The 20600-nt window shown below is 55.5% G+C and carries 16 protein-coding genes; 7 read left to right on the plus strand and 9 right to left on the minus strand.

The annotated features are described in order from the left end of the window. Nucleotides 1-6: 6 nt before the first annotated feature. The 3 genes from C0039_RS01035 to C0039_RS01045 form a co-directional block, all read right to left on the minus strand. Nucleotides 7-3777 (minus strand): nitrate reductase subunit alpha, encoded by a 3771-nt coding sequence (locus C0039_RS01035; RefSeq protein ID WP_075999605.1) that lies wholly within the window; start codon nucleotides 3775-3777, stop codon nucleotides 7-9. 81 nt (nucleotides 3778-3858) lie between these two features. Then, nucleotides 3859-5529, minus strand: a complete 1671-nt coding sequence (locus tag C0039_RS01040) for an MFS transporter (protein WP_075999606.1) — start codon at nucleotides 5527-5529, stop codon at nucleotides 3859-3861. Nucleotides 5530-5556: 27 nt separating this feature from the next. After that, nucleotides 5557-6828, minus strand: coding sequence for an MFS transporter (locus tag C0039_RS01045; protein WP_101517008.1), 1272 nt, complete (start codon nucleotides 6826-6828; stop codon nucleotides 5557-5559). Nucleotides 6829-7067: 239 nt separating this feature from the next. Between C0039_RS01045 and C0039_RS01050 the strand changes: the two genes are divergently transcribed. The 4 genes from C0039_RS01050 to C0039_RS01065 all read left to right on the plus strand — a co-directional run bounded on the left by C0039_RS01050 (nucleotide 7068) and on the right by C0039_RS01065 (nucleotide 13112). Then, a complete protein-coding gene (locus tag C0039_RS01050; protein ID WP_075999608.1) occupies nucleotides 7068-8924 on the plus strand; it encodes a histidine kinase in 1857 nt (618 codons plus the stop codon). A gap of 31 nt (nucleotides 8925-8955) precedes the next feature. Further along, nucleotides 8956-9594 carry a two-component system response regulator NarL gene (gene narL / locus C0039_RS01055; RefSeq protein ID WP_075999609.1) on the plus strand — a complete coding sequence of 213 codons (639 nt, stop codon included), beginning with the start codon at nucleotides 8956-8958 and terminating at the stop codon, nucleotides 9592-9594. 241 nt (nucleotides 9595-9835) lie between these two features. After that, nucleotides 9836-11308, plus strand: a complete 1473-nt coding sequence (locus C0039_RS01060) for a NarK family nitrate/nitrite MFS transporter (protein ID WP_075999610.1) — start codon at nucleotides 9836-9838, stop codon at nucleotides 11306-11308. Between the two features lie 58 nt (nucleotides 11309-11366). Further along, nucleotides 11367-13112, plus strand: a complete 1746-nt coding sequence (locus C0039_RS01065; RefSeq protein WP_101517009.1) for a bifunctional protein-serine/threonine kinase/phosphatase — start codon at nucleotides 11367-11369, stop codon at nucleotides 13110-13112. 44 nt (nucleotides 13113-13156) lie between these two features. Here the strand turns inward: C0039_RS01065 and C0039_RS01070 are convergent, their stop codons facing one another. The 5 genes from C0039_RS01070 to C0039_RS01090 form a co-directional block, all read right to left on the minus strand. Next, the gene (locus C0039_RS01070) at nucleotides 13157-13633 is read right to left on the minus strand and encodes a c-type cytochrome (protein ID WP_101517010.1); all 477 of its coding nucleotides are present in this window, start codon (nucleotides 13631-13633) and stop codon (nucleotides 13157-13159) included. A gap of 193 nt (nucleotides 13634-13826) precedes the next feature. After that, nucleotides 13827-14189, minus strand: coding sequence for a hemerythrin family protein (locus C0039_RS01075; protein WP_101517011.1), 363 nt, complete (start codon nucleotides 14187-14189; stop codon nucleotides 13827-13829). Nucleotides 14190-14255: 66 nt separating this feature from the next. Beyond that, the gene (gene mobB, locus C0039_RS01080) at nucleotides 14256-14789 is read right to left on the minus strand and encodes a molybdopterin-guanine dinucleotide biosynthesis protein B (protein ID WP_232334908.1); all 534 of its coding nucleotides are present in this window, start codon (nucleotides 14787-14789) and stop codon (nucleotides 14256-14258) included. Beyond that, nucleotides 14786-15229, minus strand: a complete 444-nt coding sequence (locus tag C0039_RS01085; protein ID WP_198171857.1) for a hypothetical protein — start codon at nucleotides 15227-15229, stop codon at nucleotides 14786-14788. Before C0039_RS01085 ends, mobB begins: the two co-directional genes overlap by 4 nt. Nucleotides 15230-15271: 42 nt before the next feature. Next, nucleotides 15272-16114, minus strand: a complete 843-nt coding sequence (locus tag C0039_RS01090) for a TauD/TfdA dioxygenase family protein (RefSeq protein ID WP_101517012.1) — start codon at nucleotides 16112-16114, stop codon at nucleotides 15272-15274. 167 nt (nucleotides 16115-16281) lie between these two features. Between C0039_RS01090 and C0039_RS01095 the strand changes: the two genes are divergently transcribed. Together C0039_RS01095 and C0039_RS01100 are read left to right on the plus strand one after the other, a co-directional pair. Next, the gene (locus C0039_RS01095) at nucleotides 16282-17145 is read left to right on the plus strand and encodes a DMT family transporter (RefSeq protein WP_075999615.1); all 864 of its coding nucleotides are present in this window, start codon (nucleotides 16282-16284) and stop codon (nucleotides 17143-17145) included. Between the two features lie 57 nt (nucleotides 17146-17202). Beyond that, nucleotides 17203-17991, plus strand: coding sequence for a thioesterase family protein (locus tag C0039_RS01100; protein ID WP_075999616.1), 789 nt, complete (start codon nucleotides 17203-17205; stop codon nucleotides 17989-17991). Between the two features lie 41 nt (nucleotides 17992-18032). On the opposite strand, the gene C0039_RS01105 is transcribed toward C0039_RS01100, so the two are convergent. Further along, on the minus strand, nucleotides 18033-19262 hold the full coding sequence (locus C0039_RS01105) for an alpha/beta hydrolase family protein (protein ID WP_101517013.1): 1230 nt from the start codon (nucleotides 19260-19262) through the stop codon (nucleotides 18033-18035). A gap of 177 nt (nucleotides 19263-19439) precedes the next feature. Here C0039_RS01105 and C0039_RS01110 point away from each other — a divergent pair, with 177 nt between their 5' ends. Then, nucleotides 19440-20588: an alpha/beta hydrolase family protein gene (locus C0039_RS01110; protein ID WP_101517014.1), complete on the plus strand. Its 1149-nt coding sequence runs from the start codon at nucleotides 19440-19442 to the stop codon at nucleotides 20586-20588. Nucleotides 20589-20600 lie beyond the last annotated feature (12 nt).

Consider the following 20600-nt stretch of genomic DNA (forward strand, 5'->3'; position numbering starts at 1 on the left):
GACTCCTTAAATATTTTGCGGTAAAGGTTGGGGCAGATCGTCAGTATCAGAACCGTCCAACCAGTCAACCTTGCTCATCTTACGCACTACCACGAACTCATCGCGGTTACAGCCGACTGTTCCGTAATAGTTGAACCCATAACTCTGCTGGGCGTACCCGCCAATCATGTGGGTGGGCTTCATTACCGTACGGGTCACCGAGTTGTGGTGGCCACCTCGAGTTCCTGTGGTTTCCGAACCCGGTACGTTCACTATGCGCTCCTGGGCGTGGTACATCATGACCATGCCCTGTTTAACCCGCTGGCTGACCACTGCCCGGCAAGTGATGGCGCCGTTGGAGTTGAATACTTCCACCCAGTCATTGTCCTCGATGTTCGCATCTTTGGCGTCGATCTCGCTCAGCCAGATAATGGGACCACCGCGGGACAACGTCAGCATCAGCAGGTTGTCGGAATAGGTGCTGTGAATACCCCACTTCTGGTGCGGCGTAATCCAGTTGAGCACTATCTCTTTCTCACCATTGCTGCGTTTACCCTTCACCTGATCGATAGTGTTGGTATTGATGGGCGGACGATAAGACACGAACTGCTCACCGAAAGCCTGCATCCAGGGGTGGTCCTGATAAAACTGCTGTCGCCCGGTAATCGTGCGCCAGGGAATCAGCTCATGCACATTGGTATAGCCGGCGTTGTAGCTGACATGCTCATCTTCAAGTCCGGACCACGTAGGCGAAGAAATAATCTTGCGCGGCTGTGCCTGGATATCACGGAAGCGTATTTTCTCGTCGTGCTTGGGCTCGGCCAGATGCTTGTGATCCCGGCCGGTGAACTGCTCCAGGGCCTCCCAGGCCTTGACCGATACGTTACCATTGGTTTCCGGTGCCAGGGTCAGCACCACCTCGGCTGCATCGATCGCGGTATTGATAGCAGGCTGCCCCTTGCTGACGCCCTCCTCATCGACGGTGTAGTTGAGCTGGCGCAGCAGGTCCACCTCTTCATCCGTGTTCCAGCTGATGCCTTTGCCGCCATTACCCAACTTCTCCAACAGCGGGCCCACCGAGGTGAACTTCTTATAAAGATTGGGATAGTCGCGCTCTACCACCACCATATTAGGAGCGGTTTTACCGGGAATCAGCTCACACTCACCTTTCTTCCAGTCCTGCACATCGAAGGGCTGGGCGAGTTCTCCGGGGGTGTCATGAAGTGTAGGTACGGTGACGATGTCCTGCTCTACACCCAGGTTTCCTTCGAGAGCTGATATCTCGGAGAATTTCTTCGCCAGTCCTTTGTAGATGTCCCAGTCCGAACGAGCTTCCCAGGCCGGGTCCGTCGCTTTGGACAGCGGGTGGATGAAGGGGTGCATATCAGAGGTATTAAGGTCGTCTTTTTCGTACCAGGTGGCTGTCGGCAGCACGATGTCTGAGTAAACACAGGTGGACGACATGCGAAAGTCCAGCGTGGTTACAAGATCCAGCTTGCCTTCGTATCCCTTGGACTCAAAATCGATTTCTTCTGGAATCAAACCACCGCTGATGCCATTGTCATCGTTCATCACGCCGTTATTGGTGCCCAACAGGTACTTGAGCATGTATTCATGGCCCTTCCCTGATGAACCCAGCAGGTTAGACCGCCAGATAAACAGGTTGCGCGGGAAGTTTGACGGGTTATCCGGCTGCTCCGCGGCAAAACGAATACCACCGTCTTTCAGCTTTTCTACCAGGTAGTCTTTCGGCTCCATGCCCGCAGCCTGCGCATCCTTTGTCACCTGCAGCGGATTGCAATTGAGCTGCGGGGCACTGGGCAACCAGCCCATGCGCTCGGCGCGCACGTTGTAATCGAGCATGTGTTCAGGCATGTCGCCCTTGTCGGCTATGGGTGAGAGCACGTCGTGAATGCTCACTTTCTCATGGCGCCATTGAGAGGAGTGGTTATAGAAGAACGAGGTCGAGTTCATCTGCCGCGGTGGGCGGTTCCAGTCCAGGCCGAAGGCCAGTGGCAACCAACCGGTCTGCGGACGCAATTTTTCCTGACCGACATAGTGAGCCCAACCGCCGCCCGTCTGGCCAACGCAGCCACACATCATCAACATATTGATCAGGCCACGGTAGTTCATGTCCATGTGATACCAGTGGTTCATTGCCGCGCCAACAATGATCATGGAACGACCGCGGGTGCGGTTAGCATTGTCGGCAAACTCGCGTGCGACCTGAATAACCTTCTCCCGTGATACGCCTGTAATCTTTTCCTGCCACGCAGGCGTGTAGGCAATATCCTGATCATAGTCACTGGCCACGTCTTCACCGCCCAGCCCACGATCGATGCCGTAGTTGGCCATCATCAAGTCGTATACAGTGGCGACTTTCGCTGTGGAGCCATCGGCCAGCGTGATTTCTTTTGCGGGAACATTCCGAAATAGAATTTCCTCCTGATCACAGGCGTTCCAGAAATCATTGGATTTGTCAGCGGCAAAGTGCGGGAAAGCCACAGGGGCCACCAGGTCTGTAGCACCAACCTGCGACAGTTGCAGCTTGATCTCGGCACCGGTTACGCCGTCCTTTTGCTCTATGTTCCACTTACCCTGCTGTCCCCAGCGATAACCAATAGCACCAGTGGGCGATACCAGTTCGCCGCTTATCTCGTCCCGGGCAATGGTTTTCCACTCGGGGTTATTGTCGCCCCCGGGTTCACCGCCAAGATCAGAAGCACGCAGGAAACGGGTTGCCTTCACGCCTTTATCAAAGTCTTCCAGTAGCACCAGCATGGGGCTATCGGTATAGCGACGTACATAGTCAGTAAAGTACTCGCTGGGGTTTTCCAGATGAAACTCTTTAAGAATCACATGACCAAAAGCCATACCCAATGCAGCATCGGTCCCCTGTTTGGGGTTCAACCACATGTCAGTTAACTTGGCGACCTCCGAGTAGTCGGGAGTAATGGACACCGTCTTGGCCCCTTTGTAACGCACCTCAGTGAAGAAATGCGCGTCAGGAGTCCGGGTCTGAGGCACATTGGAGCCCCAGGCGATAATGTAATTGGAGTTGTACCAGTCAGCTGATTCCGGAACATCCGTCTGCTCACCCCAGGTCATGGGAGACGCCGGGGGCAGGTCGCAGTACCAGTCATAGAAGCTCATGCACACGCCGCCCATCAGCGACAGGTAACGGGAGCCTGCGGCATAGGAGACCATGGACATGGCGGGAATGGGTGAAAAGCCAACAACGCGGTCAGGCCCGTGCGTCTTGGTGGTATAGACATTCGCGGAGGCAATAATTTCGTTCACCTCGTCCCAGGAGGAGCGGACGAATCCACCCAGCCCGCGAGCGCTCTTGTAGGAACGGGCCTTTTCCTCGTCCTCCACAATGGAGCCCCAGGCCTCTACTGGATTGCTATAACGGGCACGTGCCTCGCGCCACAACTTCAACAACGGCTTTCGCACCTTGGGATATTTTACCCGGTTGGCGCTGTAGATATACCAGGAGTAGCTGGCCCCACGCGGGCAACCTCGTGGTTCATGATTGGGCAGGTCAGGACGGGTGCGTGGGTAATCGGTCTGCTGCGTTTCCCAGGTAATCAGCCCGTTCTTCACATAAATTTTCCAACTGCAGGAACCGGTACAGTTCACGCCGTGCGTTGAGCGCACAATCTTGTCGTGCTGCCAGCGCTGCCGGTAACTGTCCTCCCATTCACGGTTCTCGCTGCGGGTCTCGCCATGACCATCGGCGAATTCACCGGTCTTGGTTTTTTTGAAAAACTGTAGGCGATCCAGAAAATGACTCATGATTTTCTCTCTCTTTCAATTGACTGGCCGGATACGCCTCCGACCAGAGTGTTTTTCCTGATGTGCCGGTTCGTTCAGGCACTATGGATTATAAAAATGTTTCTCATCTTCCAGCTCAAACTCCTCACCACATTTCGGGCACTGAACATCAGTGGACTTACCTTTGCGCAGGTAGTACCACCAGTTGATGCCAATACACACGGCATAGAATGCCGCAAACCCATACAGCGCCACCTCAGGGGTAGTTGCCTTGATCTGCTCGCCAATCACCTTGGGGATATAGAAGGCACCATAGGCGGCCACCGCGGAAGTCCAGCCCAGTACCGGTCCCGCCTGCTCTCTGCTGAAAATTACCGAGATAGTGCGGAAAGTAGACCCATTGCCTATGCCTGTGGCGGCGAACAGCAACAGGAAGAGCAGGAAGAAGGGGACAAAGAACTCTTCCGGCGTCGCCGACTGGTAGGCAGCCTTCATATAATAGGCAACGCCTACGGCACTGAGCGTCATCACTACGGAACAGACTTGCGTTACCAGCGCACCGCCCACTTTGTCAGCGATCCAGCCGCCAACAGGCCGTATTAGCGCGCCGATAAAGGGCCCCATCCAGGCGAACATGAGTGCACTGGGCCCATTGGCGTTGGCGGTGTTGTGGGTCATGACACCATCGACCATCAAGTGCTGGTAACCAAAGATCACCTTGATGGAGAGCGGGAAAGCTGCCGAGAACCCGATGAACGAGCCGAACGTCATAGTGTAGATAACGCTCATTACCCAGGTGTGGTGATTGTTAAAGATCTTGTACTGTCGCGTAAGACTGGTGCCGATGGAACCCGGCAGCATCTTCAACCAGAATACGGTGGAACCGATCACCAGTACCATCACGATTTCTTTGGAGATGTTCCACCCAGAACCATTGGCGCTCTCGGGCAACATCAACCACAAACCAACGGCAGCCGTCACCAGGCCGATGAGCAGCATCCCTGAAATGATACCGAAACTGACAACAGGGCTGGGTATGTCGGGGGAGACTTCTGGCGTGCGAATATTGTTCAGACCGAACCAGCCAAGGAAAGCTAATGGGACCAGGAACAACAGCCAGATCCAGCCTGCATTCTGAATCCAGGTTTCACTACCCGCAGGAATTTTGCCGATCAGCGTGCCGGACGTATTCTGCAAGATCATGGAGTCGCCGCCAAGCGCACCAAACAAGCCAAAAGTCATCGCCAGTGGCACCAGGATCTGCATGGTAGTCACACCGAAATTACCCAGTCCTGCATTCAGGCCCAGCGCCAGGCCCTGCATACGCCTGGGGAAGAAGAAGTTGATATTTGACATCGAAGAAGCGAAGTTTCCGCCACCGAATCCAGACAACAGCGCCAGTAACTGGAACACCCACAGCGGCGTGCTCTGGTCGCTGAGCGCGATACCCGCCCCAACAGCCGGGACCATAAGCAGCGCAGTGGTGAAAAACAGGGTGTTACGCCCGCCACACAAGCGAATAAAGAAGCTGCTGGGAATGCGCAGCGTGGCGCCTGTCAAGCCGGCGATCGCCATCAGCGTGAACAGTTCAGATTTGGCAAATGGAAACCCCAAGTTGAGCATCTGTACGGTAATCACCCCCCAGTACAGCCAGACTGCGAAGCCACACAGCAGGCTGGGGATGGATATCCACAGGTTTCGATAAGCGACCTTTTTGCCCTGGCTCTCCCAGAACTGGTCGTCTTCGACGTTCCACTCTTTGATATCAGACATAGTCTTTCCTCAATTTTCCTTTAATCGCTAAAGGGATAAAAATTCATCGGCCTGTGCCTGCGCATAGCGCTGGCGAAACTCGTCCCGCTTGATGGCGAAATGCATCAGGATCATGCACCCGGCCAGCCCGCCATAAAGCAGCATGAAGCAAGATGTGCGGATGCCCGTAAGGTCATTCGCCAGGCCAAACAGGAGAAGCAGCGCAAGGCCTCCCATTGCGCCAATCATGCCCACGGCGCCTCCCACGGCACCCATGTGCCCGGGAAAGTAGTCGTAGATAATTCGGTAAATGCTGGCCTTGCCAAATCCCATGGCCACGCCCATTACAAAAATCAGCGCGGTGAACAGCCACATGGGGGTGGTAATGTTCAGCGAGAGTTCACGATCAATGCCATGAATGGTCATGGTAGTCGGCGGATAGGACAGGAAAAACAGGCAAACCAGGCACACCCAGAACACCATCCAGTTGATGGTACGGGCCCCGAAGTGGTCGGCAAACCAGCCACCGAGGGCGCGGACCAGCGCGGCTGGCAGAGTAAACAACAGGGTAGCGAACGACGCGGTCTTAAGATCCAGCCCATACTGCTCCACATAAAACTGTGGCAGCCATAGGGTCAGCGCCAGAAACCCACCGAACACAAAAAAGTAATAGAGGCCAAAACGCCATACTCTCAGCTTTGCCAGAGGGGCCAATTCCTCGCGCAGTGGCCTTTCGATTTTCGCCTGGGACTGGTGCACCGGGTCTTCGCTGCTTACCAGGAAAAAGACTACAGCAACGGACAGCAGTACGGCCCCATAGACTACCGGAACGTAGTCACTGCCAAACTGGAGGACCGCTAGCGGCGCAACGAGGTTGGTGATTGCTGCACCCGCATCGCCCGCACCGAATATGCCCATCGCTGTACCCTGACGCCGCTTGTCGTGCCAGGAGGAAACAAAGCTGATACCGGCCGAGAATGTTGCACCCGCGAGACCAATCACAACTCCAAACAAAAGGTAATGCCAGTAGAGGCTGGCAAGGGGGTAAAACAGAAGGGCCAGGCCCACAATTGCCATTTCGATGAACATCACACGGCGACCGCCGTAAATATCCGCCAGGATCCCTGATGGCAGGCGCGCCAGGGCACCGCTGAATATCGGTGCAACCAGCAGCAGGGCGAACTGTGTGTAGTTAAGTTGCAGCTGTTCCCGAATTTCCACTCCGAGAATGGAAAACAGAGTCCACGCAGCGAACGCCGCCGCGAAGGCCACGGCGCTGGAAGTCAGGGAGATCCGCTGTTGTTGTCTTCTGGTTGTCATAGTCAATTTCAATCCGTCGCCGCATAAACTAGTATCTTCCCAACATCGCGGGTTGATCTGGATCAACCGCTACTGGGCGACCAGATCAGTCGTGTGCGAAAATTACCACCAAAGGAGTAGTAGCCCGATGCCTGTATTTCCTTTTAATTACAATGAGGTGCAGCGAAAACGCCGAGATGGCGGCCGCGTATAATGGCCAGCTGAGTTATTGGTGGTAGACCACCAACGAGGATCGAAAAATGCCCATTTCAGGAAAGCGGATCCAACGTTCTGTCATCTTCCAGGTATTCCTGGCGATGGCTGTTATCGCGGGGATGGCGCTCGCTAGCATGAGTCTCTCTGTTTACGTCACGGTCAGCGCCCAGAATGATGCCGAGGCAATAAATCTCGCTGGCTCCCTGCGCATGCATTCTTACCGAATCAGCAACTACCTTGGACTGGCAAGCCAGGCGCGCTCGGACGACGTGGAGCAGCGTCTGGCCGCAGAGATGAAGCAAGTCACAGACAAGCTCAATGCGTCAATCATTCCCCTGGTCGTGAATGAAGCCAACAATGTTCCCCTGGAAAAAAGCTACGCGCTGGTACTATCGAACTGGCAACAAGGTATGGCTCCGGTGATCCAGTCTTCCCTTGACGGGGCGACCTCCTGGCAGGAAAGCCACAGGCGTTATAACGCCGGACTGGATCAGTGGGTAGACGATATCGACGCCATGGTTACTCATCTGCAGCGGGACAACGAAGGCAAAATAGAACTGCTGGGCATGACTGAGGCGGTCAGCATAATTCTTATCATATTCATCGTTCTTTACCTGATCATGCGGGCAGACAGCAACTTCGTTGTCCCGCTGCGCAAGTTACTGAAAGCAGCAGAAGCCGTGGAACGCGGCAATCTCGGCCACCGCGTCACCGTCTACCCCGAGAACGAACTGGGCGTGCTGGCGGCATCATTCAATACCATGACAGCCAGTCTGGAAGCGCAATACCGCACGCTGGAAAAACAGGTAGAGGAGCGCACTAGAGAACTACATCGCTCCAACCAGGCGCTGTACTTTCTGTATAAAACCTCGCGAGAGGTCGCCTCAAGCCCCTACGACGAACGCCTGTTAAGGGTTTTCCTGGCTGAGCTACAGAAAGTATCCAATGTGGAAAAGATCAATCTTTGCGTGAATGCCGAGCCCAACTACCCGAACTATGAGTACCTGGGAACCGATACGGCAGCCACCGATTACTGCGACGGTGATTGCAATATCTGCGCGCTGCCACCAGCGCAACCCGCCAACCCCCATGCACCGGGGCTGTCGCTCCCTATCGGCAGCCGCAGTGACAACTACGGCTTTCTCTACGTCAAGCCGCATAACGGGGAAAAACTGCTGCCCTGGCAGAGTCAGTTACTCAAGACCGTGGCGGAGACACTCTCCACGTCCTTCGCTTTTCATCGCAACCTGGGTCAGGAACACCGGTTAATGCTGCTCGAGGAGCGCAGCACTATCGCCCGGGAACTTCATGATTCACTGGCGCAATCTCTTTCTTACATGAAACTGGAAACCGCCAGGCTGAAGAAGCTGATTTCAAAAGATTCACAGCCACACCTCATTGAAGAGGCCATCGAGGATCTGCAGGAAGGCATCAATGCGGCCTACAAGCATCTGCGTGAACTATTGGTCACCTTCCGCGTCAAGCTGGACTCGCCCAACCTGCGCTCCGCACTGGAGCATGCTGTACAGGAGTTTAACGAACTAAGCGCTGCTGAGATCACACTGGACTATAAAATTGACGGGGCAGGTCTTGGACCCAACGGCGATATTCATGTGCTTCACGTGATAAGGGAGGCAATCAACAACGCTGTAAAACATGCCGCAGCAGGCCGGATTAGCCTACGCTGTGAGCGCAACCAGAATGGAGACTGCATATTCACCGTAGACGATGACGGCGTCGGCATCCCCGAGCGCCCCGAGAAGGCGCATCACTATGGGCTCTATACCATGCGGGAGCGCGCCCAACGCCTCGGAGGAATGCTGCATTTTAGCGTACGCGACTGCGGGGGGACCCGTGTACAATTACGCGTACCCACGGGAACGGCGAAGGCTATCGCCTGACCAGGACCAACGAGCGGGTTTGGAGAAAACGATGGTTGAAGCAGTAAATACGATCCTGCTTGTGGACGACCACCCTCTGCTACGCAAGGGTGTAAGCCAGTTGCTGGACCTGGAAGACGGGCTAAGGGTCATCGGCGAGGCGTCCAATGGCGTTGACGCGGTAACCATGGCCAGGGAACTGGACCCGGACCTGATACTTCTGGATCTCAGCATGCGAGGGATGGACGGTATCGAGACGCTTTCCGCAATGCGTGATGCCGGTATTGCCTCTCATATTGTTGTGTTCACGGTTTCCGATGACCGCTCCGATGTCATCTCCGCATTGAAATCCGGGGCTGACGGATATTTGCTCAAAGACGTCGAGCCGGAAGAACTGGTGAGCAGTATCCGCCAGGCCTGCTCCGGGAAGATGGTGTTGAGTGAACAGCTCACTGAGGTGCTTGCCTCATCTTTTCGCGCGGGAGAGCAGCAAAAGGATTTGACCGAGCTCACCCGCCGCGAATTACAGATTCTCAAATACATTGCCGAGGGCTTAAGCAACAAACTGATAGGCCGTCGCCTCGACATTGCCGAGTCCACGGTAAAGGTTCACGTCAAACACCTGTTGAAGAAGCTAGGCTTCCGCTCGCGTGTAGAGGCCGCCGTATGGATGGTGGACCAACAGAAATAGGTAGGCGAACGCGGACTACCACCAAATAAAGAACAGCCCGAATTACGTCGGTATTTTTCCGGTGCAAGCTCGCTAAGACCCTGTGCTTAAAGCATTTTTTATTCCTCGGACAACTACTACTTTAGGGGTAGCAGGAGAATAGTCAGCGTCAAATGTGCCGAACGCACATGATCTACATCAACACCACTTCCTCAACGAAAAAATATATTGCAGCCAGATTTTTCTATTGGGAGTAATTACGATGCCCGATCACGGCATACCGCTTACGGACCTCAAGAATCCAAGCGTCCGAACCCTGCACTTTACCTGGTTCGCTTTTTTCCTCACCTTCGTGGTTTGGTTCAGCCATGCACCGATGCTTGCTTTCATCAAGGAAGCCTTCGATCTCAGTGCCCAACAGGTTAAGGCCCTGATGATCCTGAACGTGGCAATGACCATACCCGCGCGCATCGTAATAGGCATACTGGTGGACAAGTTCGGGCCTCGTCATGTCTATAGTGGCCTGCTGATCCTCTCCGGTTGCATGTGTGTACTGTTCGCCACGTCCAACAGCTACGAACAGCTGGCGATCTTCCGCTTCCTGCTTGGTTTCGTTGGTGCTGGCTTCGTGATCGGTATCCGCATGGTAGGCGAGTGGTTTCCGGCCAAGCAGGTTGGACTGGCCGAGGGCATATATGGTGGTTGGGGTAATTTTGGCTCCGCCGCCGGCGCAATGACCCTGCCCACCCTCGCTCTGCTTTTTGGCGGGGAAGATGGCTGGCGCTACGCAATTGGAATCACCGGCGTCATCGCCGCGCTGTACGGCGTTGTGTATTACTTTAACGTCCGTGACACCCCAAAGGGTTCAACCTACTTCAAGCCGAAAAAATCAGGCGGGCTAGAGGTTTCCAACTGGGGTGATTTCTGGTTTTTGCTATTGATGAACATTCCGATGTATATCGCCCTGGCGGTACTTACATGGAAGCTGTCACCGGCCAACCTCGCCCTGCTCACCGATACCGCATGCTACGGCATTTACGTTTTTCTGTTGGCGTTATACCTGTTTCAGTCCAGCCAGATCTGGAAAGTGAACTACGAACACCTGAAAGAGGGTGTCCCGGAGATGCAACGCTATAAATTTAAGCAGGTAGCGATCCTGGACTGGTCCTACTTCGCCACTTTCGGTTCGGAACTTGCGGTGGTCTCCATGCTGCCGCTTTTTTTCCTGGAGACATTCGACGGACTTGACCCGGTAAAAGCGGGCCTGCTGGCCTCTGGCTTTGCTTTCATGAACCTTGTCGCCCGTCCAACCGGAGGCTGGATAAGCGACCATTTCGGCCGACGCAAAACCATGATCACCCTGATCTGCGGTCTGGCGGCAGGTTACCTTCTACTCAGCCAGATCAACGGTAACTGGTGGATACCACTGGCCGTTATCGCCACCATGAGCTGTTCCTTTTTCGTGCAGGCGGGTGAAGGTGCCGTGTTCGCAATGGTGCCGCTGGTACAGCGGCGCATGACCGGTCAAATAGCCGGCATGGTTGGCGCTTATGGCAATGTTGGGGCGGTCACTTATCTCACGGTGCTCTCTTTCGTCGATTACAGCACCTTCTTTTTGGTTATCGCAGCTTCAGCCGGCTTCGTCTTCTTGCTGGTCCTGTTCCTGGATGAGCCGCAAGGAAAAATGACCGAGGTGCTGCCCGATGGTACTGTTCAGCTTATCGACGTAACCTGAACGCAATGTAGCCAGCCCACCTGTAGGGGTGAGCTGGCTGTAGTTAGGAAGCAAGCACTTGGACAGAGCTCGCCATTTCAGCGCTACTGTAGCGACACATACTGACAAGGGCTGCAAGAAGCAGTTCAACGAGGATGCTGTCGGCTTCAACATACCTGATGACGACCTGCTCAAGACCAAGGGCGCCGTGGCGGTGGTTGCAGATGGCGTCAGCTCCGCCGAAGCTGGTCGCGAAGCAGCGCAGCGCTCTGTTTCCGCCGTACTCAAGGGATATTTCCAGACACCGGAATTATGGAGTGTAAAGCACGCCGTTCAAAAGACCCTCTCAGCGCTCAATAGCGAGCTCTACGAGTTGGGCAGGGACATGCCGGATGAAGCCCGCGGCTATATCTGTACGCTGAGCCTGGTAGTCATAAAATCCCACATGGCCTACCTGTTTCATGCTGGCGACAGTCGCATCTACCGGCTTTCTGCTCGTGACGGCAGTTTTGCCCAGTTAACAAACGATCACGTCGCCAGCATCTCAGACCAGAAGCAGTACCTGATCCGTGCCATGGGCATGGATACAACCCTGAATATAGACTGCAGTACCCTGGAAGTAGAAGAAGGGGATATTTTCTATCTCGACTCTGATGGCATACATGATTTTCTCGATGACGAGCGGATCAGGGAGATAATTGAGTCACATCCGGACAGTTTCGATCAGGCATGTCAGGAACTGGTCAGACAGGCGCTGGACGCAGGTAGCGATGATAATCTCAGCGCCTGCATTCTGCGCATCGACGCGTTGGGTGTCGAGGAAAAAGCCGACTTCAGTGAGCGGCTCACCAAACTACCCTTCCCTCCCGAGCTATACCCCGGTCTGAAGCTCGACGGATACGAAGTAATTGAAGAGCTCTGGGCCAGCGAACGGTCACAGCTGTACATCGTGAAAGACCAGACCTCGGGGAAGGAACTGGTCATGAAGACCCCTTCCGCGTCCTACGTCGATGATCCCGCCTACATCGAACGCTTTATTGCTGAGGAGTGGATCGGTAGTCGCATCAACGACCCGCGAGTGGTGCGCATTATCCCGCCACGCAACGGCAGCAAACAATTCCTCTACTACCTGATGGAGAAAGTGCCAGGCATCACTCTACAGGAGTGGATAGCAGAGAACCCTGAACCCCGACCCAGCGTTGTCGCCAGAATCATTCTCGACATCGCCGCCGGTCTTTCAGCAATGCATGATCAGCAAATTGTGCACCAGGACTTGAAACCCGGCAATGTGATGATCATGGCTGATGGCAAGATCAAGATCGTCGATTTTGGAGCGGTATACGCGCCCGGCTTACAGGAAATTTTCAACCCCTTCGAACGGGAAATTGCGCTGGGCACGTTGGACTACGCCGACCCCTCCTACCGCTTCGGTCTTAACACTTATGTGAAGGGAGATATTTATTCACTGGCTGTTATCGCCTACGAGATGTTCACCGGAGGACATCTGCCCTACGGTAAAAAAATGGAGCGTTGTAAAACGCTGCAGGAATTTCACGACCTCGAGTACACGCCAAGCTACGAACACCGGGACATTATACCCGTCTGGTTTGACCAGGCTCTACAAAAGGGCTGTCATAACGACCCGGAACAACGTTACAGCAAGCTTGAGGATTTCATCTATGACCTGCAACACCCCAACCCGGATTTCATCAAGGAAGGGCGAACACCCAGCGGGGTATCTGACACGGTTTTTTTCTGGAAGGCACTTTCTTTTTTCTGGCTGTCACTGCTGCTAGCGGTGCTGGTACTCTGGTGGGCGACCTAGAAGTAAAGGCCGCGTTCTGTTTACAAAGCGTTAGCTACCATGACTCACTTGTCCTGGGCTTCAGGATGCCAATAGACCGGGTACACTGTGTTGTGGTGAGGACTCAGCTCATAACTTTCCTGCAGGAAGGCCACCATATCGATCAGTTGGGTAACGGTCATCACATCATTGAAAGTCACCATTTTTGAGTTGCCCGTTTCATCCGCAACCTCAATCGACCTTCTCTTGGCGATACGGTGCGATGGGTTGATAACCGAGGTGACAAGCTCGCCGTAGGTGCGCACCCTGGCAGTTTCTCCACCCAGCGGAACAGACAGCTCTGCAGCTAACGCAGACTCAAGCTGAGGCACATCACTGTGCTGGTGACAGGCATTGCAACCGTACTCAACGTAAGCGGCTTTGCCTCGCTTAACATCCCCTTCTGGCAAGGTAAACCCAGCAGCACTCTTGGGGTCGGTCCCACAAGCAGACAAGCCCACAACGAATAGTCCAAGCACGCTCAGCTTCTTCAGTGTATTCATTTTCGTACTCTCCTCACTACTGGCAAACTGCCATAGGCCAAACCCAACCATCGACATCCGATCTCCCAACCTTCAGGTACACACTATCACTTGGAAAATATCGCACCATTGATGCGGATCAAGTCAGTAACCGTGTGTAATAACAGCCTCTAATCGTTGTACAGGATCAGGGGAGGGGTTGGAGCTCGCTGGCTCATTTGAACGATGATTCAAGGATAAAGGACTCAAGCTCCTTGTCGATTCCGAACACATGGCGCTTGAGCCATTCTGTGAGATAGGTGGACACCACCTGTCTAAAGGCAACATCGAAATCATCTGCGCAGGGCAATGTGGCGATTTCTTCACGGAATTCGTCATGCGCACGTCTGTGGGCGTCAATACCCGGATAAGACAGCATTTCCATATACTGCTCCTCGAGGGTGAAGTGCGTTTCGGCGTATTGCTGTAATTGCAGCACCACAGCGGACCCCGAATCGGGCTGACCGATCAGATCCAGTATCTCGAATAGCACCTGATGCTGGGCGTCCTGCCATATAAGGTCGCTGGTTTTGCGCATCTTTAACACCCTGTCAAATTCGGCCGCAGCCTGCAATGACTCAGGTCATGAAACTCATATTCAGACTCATAGCTTCAAGCCACAGTATTGCCGAATAAATTCGGCTATCGCCGGCACATCGCTAAGCTGGAGCAGAGGTCCACTGCAGCCATAGTCCGCAGGCGTCAACGCTGCGTCACTGGCGATGGCGACTATGGGCTGGGCCTCTGCCGGCAGCACCTCAGCGTTGTTGCTGCGCCGTACCACCTGAATCTTGGGCTGATCTCCCATTTTAAAGCCCTCGACTATCACCAGGTCCACCGGCTGCAAATGCTGCAGTAGCTCTTCCAACTCAGGCTCGGCGTCTTCCTTGAGTTCGCTCATCAGTGCCCAGCGCCGGTTGGAGGAAAGGAGTACCTGGTGAGCTCCGGCCATCCTGTGGGTATGGCTGTCGCTACCCCGCCGGTCGATGTCGAAGTCGCAGTGCGCATGCTTGACCGTGGAGACCCGCAGGCCGAGCGCGGTGAAGTGCTCTACCAGCCTGGCCACTAACGTCGTCTTGCCGCTGTTCTTCCAGCCGGTAATTCCAAACACTTTCATTTCGCCACGCTGGTCACTCACTGCACATAGACTCCGTAGCTGGAAAGCCATTTTTCATCCAGCACCCAGCGCACCTGGTTTACGTCCTCCTGTTCACTGACCAACTGACCCGCACGGGACTGCACGCGGGCAAGCTCCTCTTGCGCGCTCATCATCTCGTCGGACACTGCGCTCGCATTCTGCAGAGAGGGAAACAGAATACGCAGGCCCTGAATGGCTGACATCTGCGCCGAGCGAGGACTACTGACTTCGGCAATACCGTTTTCCAGGGACAACACGCGGAAAGTGTACGGATAGTCCGACAGGGTATGGTCAGACTGCAGCGTTTCATTTATTTCCCGTACGCGAAAGTCGATGCTGCCAAGCCACCAGACCAGGCCGGCCACCAGGACGGCAGCAAGGAGGTAGAGATAGCGGCGGGTAAAGTCATCCATGCCGCCAGATGGTTTTTCTGCAGTCAATGCGGTAGCTCCTCTGTAGAGATCAGTTTGCAACGATCCCGCTCAGGCAGCACCGATGGTGGTCCGGTGCAGCAGACGATCATACCCTTCGAAACCACCAGTGGCCCGGTGCAACACACTGCGGTTGTCCCACATCAGCAAGGTACCAGCTTGCCACTTATGGCGATAATGAAAGGCTTCCCGGGTCTGCCATTCGTACAATTCGGTTAGCAACGCAGATTCCTCTTCGCCCTCCATTCCCTCTATGCCGATCATATAGCCCAGGGCCCCGTACAGACTTTGCCGACCAGTTTCAGGATGCGTGCGGATAATGGGATGTAACTGGGTCGCCGCTGCGTCCTCAGAGGGGCGGATATCCATGCTGCGCCCCGCAGCCTTATCCTCGTCACCCAGCACGCCACCCGGGGAATAACCCAGCACGGCGGAGTGCACCGCCTGCTTGCCTTCCAGGCGCTGACGGAGTGTCGCAGGCATTTGCTCCAGCGCACTGACCTGGTTGGCGAAGAGAGTATCCCCGCCCTGTGGCGGAATAGTGATGCCGTATAGGCAGGTTCCCTGGGGCGGCGTCGCCTGAAAGCTCCAGTCTGTGTGCCACTGCTCCGCGAAGATAGACGTGGTCTCATCGGCGCTGCGTTTTACGGCGATAACATGCTCCCTTCCAGGTATCGGCGCAATGTAAGGGTCATCGCCAAACGGGCCGAAGTAGAGGGTGAAACGCTCCAGATCGTCATCCGTCAATTGTTGGTCGGGAAAAGACAGCACCAGATGCTGCAACCAGGCCTCACGTATTGTCGCAACCTGCTCCTTTGCCAATGGCCGGGAAAGGTCCAGGCCGCGCACCTCGGCACCACAGGATTGATCACTGGCTACAACTGAAAGGCTCATGTCCGGCTCCACTGCCTGAAGAAGGGGCTTACTCCACCATCGAGTATAGGTCTGCGACGCACCGAGTGAAATACCCGATATCCGGCAGCGCGGTAAAACAGCTTGCCCCCTGCCTATGACGGGTTATCATCACTTCCCCGCCAACGCAGTCGCAAACGCTCAAGGCCATGCCCCAGGCAAAACTCATTCTCACCGGAATTATTGCTGTACTGACCATGTCAGCGGTACCGGTGCTGGTAAAGTCTACCGAGGCCAATGAATACGCTGTAGGTCTCGCCAGACTGGGGATCGCTGTGCTCGCCTTCACCCCGCTGATTCTGTTCCGAGGACACCTGCTCAGACTCTCTGCCAGGCAGTGGTTGCAACTGGTCATTATCGGCTGCGTCTTCGGCCTGCACTGGTTGACCTATTTCATGAGTATCAAGCTGGCCACCGCCGCTATCGCCGCGCTCACCATCATCACCTACAGCGGCCAGTACCTGGTGCTGGCCTATATTTTCAACGGCGAGCGCGTTACCGCACCAGAGTGGCTGGCAATCTTAATCTGCTTCGTTGGCTGCGTTATCGTTTCTCCGGAATTTTCGCTCGGCAACAGCACGTCGGCGGGCATCGCCGTGGGTCTGTTTAGTGCACTGCTGTATGCCGCGATGCCCCTGTTGCACCAGCGCGCACGAGCCATAGGCACTCTGGAGCGGACATGGGGACAGTTTTTCTTCGCCCTGCTTGTGTTCCTGCCATTCTGGGGCAAAGCCAACTGGAATCTGTCCACCACTGACATTTATCAGCTAGTGGTTTTGGGATTGCTGTGTACCGTGGTATCACACGGACTCTGGGTGAAAGCAAGCACCGAGTTGCCAGCCATTTACTCGAGCATGATCTACTACCTTTACCTGCCCGGTGCACTGGTTGGCAGCGTTGTTTTCCTGGGCGAGGAGATCACCGCAGAAAAACTGCTGGGTTGCGCCCTGGTGCTGGCTGCAAGCACCGCACTCTCCATTTATCGCTACCGTCGTAGCCGCGGCGCGGTTTGACTACTGCACAACATGCTTTCAGGATAAGCGCCCCCTCTTGTCTCATGGATGTCATGCATGAACTTCTCTAAGGAAACGGCCGTCCACGCCGCTGGCGATCATTTTTTCGGCGACATCTGCCCGGGCTGGGACATCGATGGCAATGCCAACGGCGGCTACCTGATGGCACTGGGTGCCCGGGCAATGGCAGAGGCAAGCCGCCCTCACCCCGTTTCTGTCACCGCACACTTTCTCTCCCCCGGTAAGGTCGGGCCAGTGACCATCAACCCGGATATCATCAAGGCAGGACGCAGCTTCAGCACCGTGCGGGCGTCCGTACACGGCCCCGAACGCCCCATTATCGAATTGCTGGGCAGTTTCAGTGAACTGCAAAGAGTAGATGGCAACGTGATAGTGGATGCTGAACCACCCGACCTGCCCGATCCAGAGGACTGCATCCGCGTGGTACCGCACGAGCGTGGCTTGCCCCCAGCAATGATGAGCAAGGTGGATATGCGCCTGCACCCGGACGACGCCGGCTTCTATGCCGGTCGCGGCAGTGGCAAGCCACTGATGCGTGGCTGGATACGCCTGCAGGATGAAGAACCCATTGATGCCTTTGGCCTGATCTTCATCGCCGATGCATTTCCGCCCACCGTATTCAATGCCAACCTGCCCATGGCCTGGATTCCCACCCTGGAGATGACTACCCAGGTCCGCGGCATTCCTGAACCCGGTTGGCTGCGCTGTAAATTCAGCACCCGGTTTATCAACGGCGGCGTGCTTGAGGAGGATGGCGAACTGTGGGACAGCGGCGGTCGCATGGTGGCGCTGTCACGGCAGTTGGCCCTGATGCCACGCGACTAGGCCGGTTACCGTTGCCCCCCGTTCTGACACAGGATGGGCGATTACATCCTGTTGAATTCGATCTCACGCATGAAGGAGGCCATCTCCTTGAGGTACTTGCCCTTGTCCAGATGCACCAGGTGATTCCCCGGAAACCAGTGTATACGCGGCCGATCCCAATGGTCCCAAAGCAGCCGCGCGTGCTTGGGGGGCGCCAACCTGTCACCGGCACCGGCAATCACCATCAGTCGCTCCCGGGGCAGTTTCGGTTGATATGTCAAAGCCGAATGCACTGCCAGTTCGTGGCGAATATCGCGCACGCTGGTGCCTGTCGCCTTTAACATCCCCTTGATCGACAGGTTAAGCGGGAACCACTCCAGCACCAGGTCGGCCAGGCTGACCACCGGCACATTGGGGATAGCAAACTGCAGGCGCTCTTCTACAGAAGCCAGTAACGCGGAGGTATAACCCCCCAGGCTGATGCCCGTAACGCCCACCTTGGTGACACCCTCTGACTCCAGGTAGTCCATGAAAATACGAAAGTCATGCACCGCATGGGCAAAGGATTCGTTGATATGAGCGGTACCGTTGGCAAAGAAACCGTGACCGCTGAACGGCGACGATCGAGACTGCCGCTTGCCATGATGAGGAAGCGTGTAGAGGAGAATGTCGTATCCCTGCTTATAAAACCAGGGCAGCGCAAAGAACATGCGGTTCATCCAGTAGGGGTCAGCCATGAAGCCATGAATTACAGCCAACGTCGGCCTGGGGCCATCTTCATGACGCCAGTGCTGCGCTACTGCGCGCATGTTACGTTTCTGCCTGGGGTAAGCATCGCGTATCTTTGGATTGACCGTCCTGAACGGACTGTCAAAGCTGAGCAGGCGACAGGAGCCATCCTTGGGCCTAAAGCGCATGGGGCCCGCGCTGGATGAATGCATAGTCACTTTTGAGGAGTTGGGTCGCTTGAAAAATGCGTCCGCGTCGGCTTGATTTGCTTTGCGCTGATAATAGGCACGTGTCCCGGCATCGCGTTTAAGCTGCAGCGGCTGGAAACTACTGGGCAAGGCCAGCGCATTGAGCATGCCCGCTCCAGCTGTACGCAACAACAGGTCGCCAAACGCGGTTGCCTGGACCGTCACTTCTGTGCGCAGGTCCAGCTCAAAGTCGTCGGGAAACTTGTGGAAACTACTTTCCAAATGCTCCCACCAGGGTTGTTGCGGCATGATACGTCGGCTGTGGCTGTAGGTCTCATTGGCGACGCGGGAGACGGTTCTGGCGATGTCGTACATACTGCTACTCTACAGGTGCTTTTATCGCAGTCAGTCTAACCGATAGATTCGCATGCGGGAAAGGACCAACAAAGTAGCGGCTGTTCAGGGCGGCAGATCGCCCCGGGCGAGTCATCCAGTTATACTCTCGGCAGATAATAATTCTGCCGGGGCCGCCATGGCTGCATCCTCCAGCAAATGAAGCGCCTGAAAGAGGGCACGATACGCAAGTATCGACAACTGCCCACGGTCGCTATTTACAGTGCCGCCTGGCTGGCGCTGATGACGCTGCTGTCCGCTTGCACCAGTCACCTGCACCAGGCATACAGTCCGTCGTTGACCGCACACACCGAGTACGCCAGCTACGACAGTGGGCATTACGAATATGCAGCACCTGTGCCGCAACCTGAGTTCTATCCCATGCCCTTCCAGCAGATTCAGGGGTATCGGCTGGAGGGTTTGCGCTTCCCATCCAGCGAGGACAATGGCCAACCCGGCAACCTGGTCGACGCGCGTTACTTCCGCAGCCTGAAGCAGGGAAAGAAACCGCTGCTAATCGTCTTGCCGATATGGGCCACACACACCTTTCCTGCCACCGTGGTGTCCAACGGTTTCGCACTGCACTCCAAAGGGGACGCCAACGTATTGTGGATGCAGGGTGACGGTGCGTTATATGACTGGTTTGAACTCGCTGATGTCGACAATGAAACAGAATTCTTCGCCACAGTTGACCAGTCATCCGCACGCTTTCGCGCCGTTGCCATCGATACCCGCCGGCTGATCGACTGGGCACAGACTCGACCCGAAATCGACACTCGCCGTATTGGCATAATCGGTTTTTCCATGAGCGCACTGGTGAGTGCCAACGTGGCTGGCAACGACCCCCGGATCCATACTGCAGTTTATGTTCTGGGCGGCGCCCAACCCTGGAACATGATGGCTGAGTGCAACCTGGTCGTAGAGTACGCGCGCAAGCAGGTCAGCGAGCGCCTGGGCTGGTCACAGGAGGAATACCGGGCATTTTTCCGCCAGCAGATGCGCTATGGTGACCCCGCCCTGTGGCGTGGCCGTTACCGTCCCGAGAACACGCTCATTATCGAGAGTGATAAGGATGACTGCATACCGCCCGCCTCACGGGCTGCGCTCTTTGAAGCCACGGGCCAGCCCGAGCGCATCCTTTATCCCTATAATCACTGGCAGCCTTTCCTGTCGATGACGCCGGTAGGACGCAACGTGCTCAGCCGGGATATCTTCGAGTTCCTGGACCGTAAACTGCTGACGCCTGCGGGAGACCCACCCGCAGCGACCCCTCACCGCACCGCGCACAGCCCAGGAACCACGCGATAGCATTCAACCGTG

The organism is Pseudohalioglobus lutimaris (assembly GCF_002866825.1).
GTDB classification, from domain to species: Bacteria; Pseudomonadota; Gammaproteobacteria; order Pseudomonadales; family Halieaceae; genus Halioglobus; species Halioglobus lutimaris.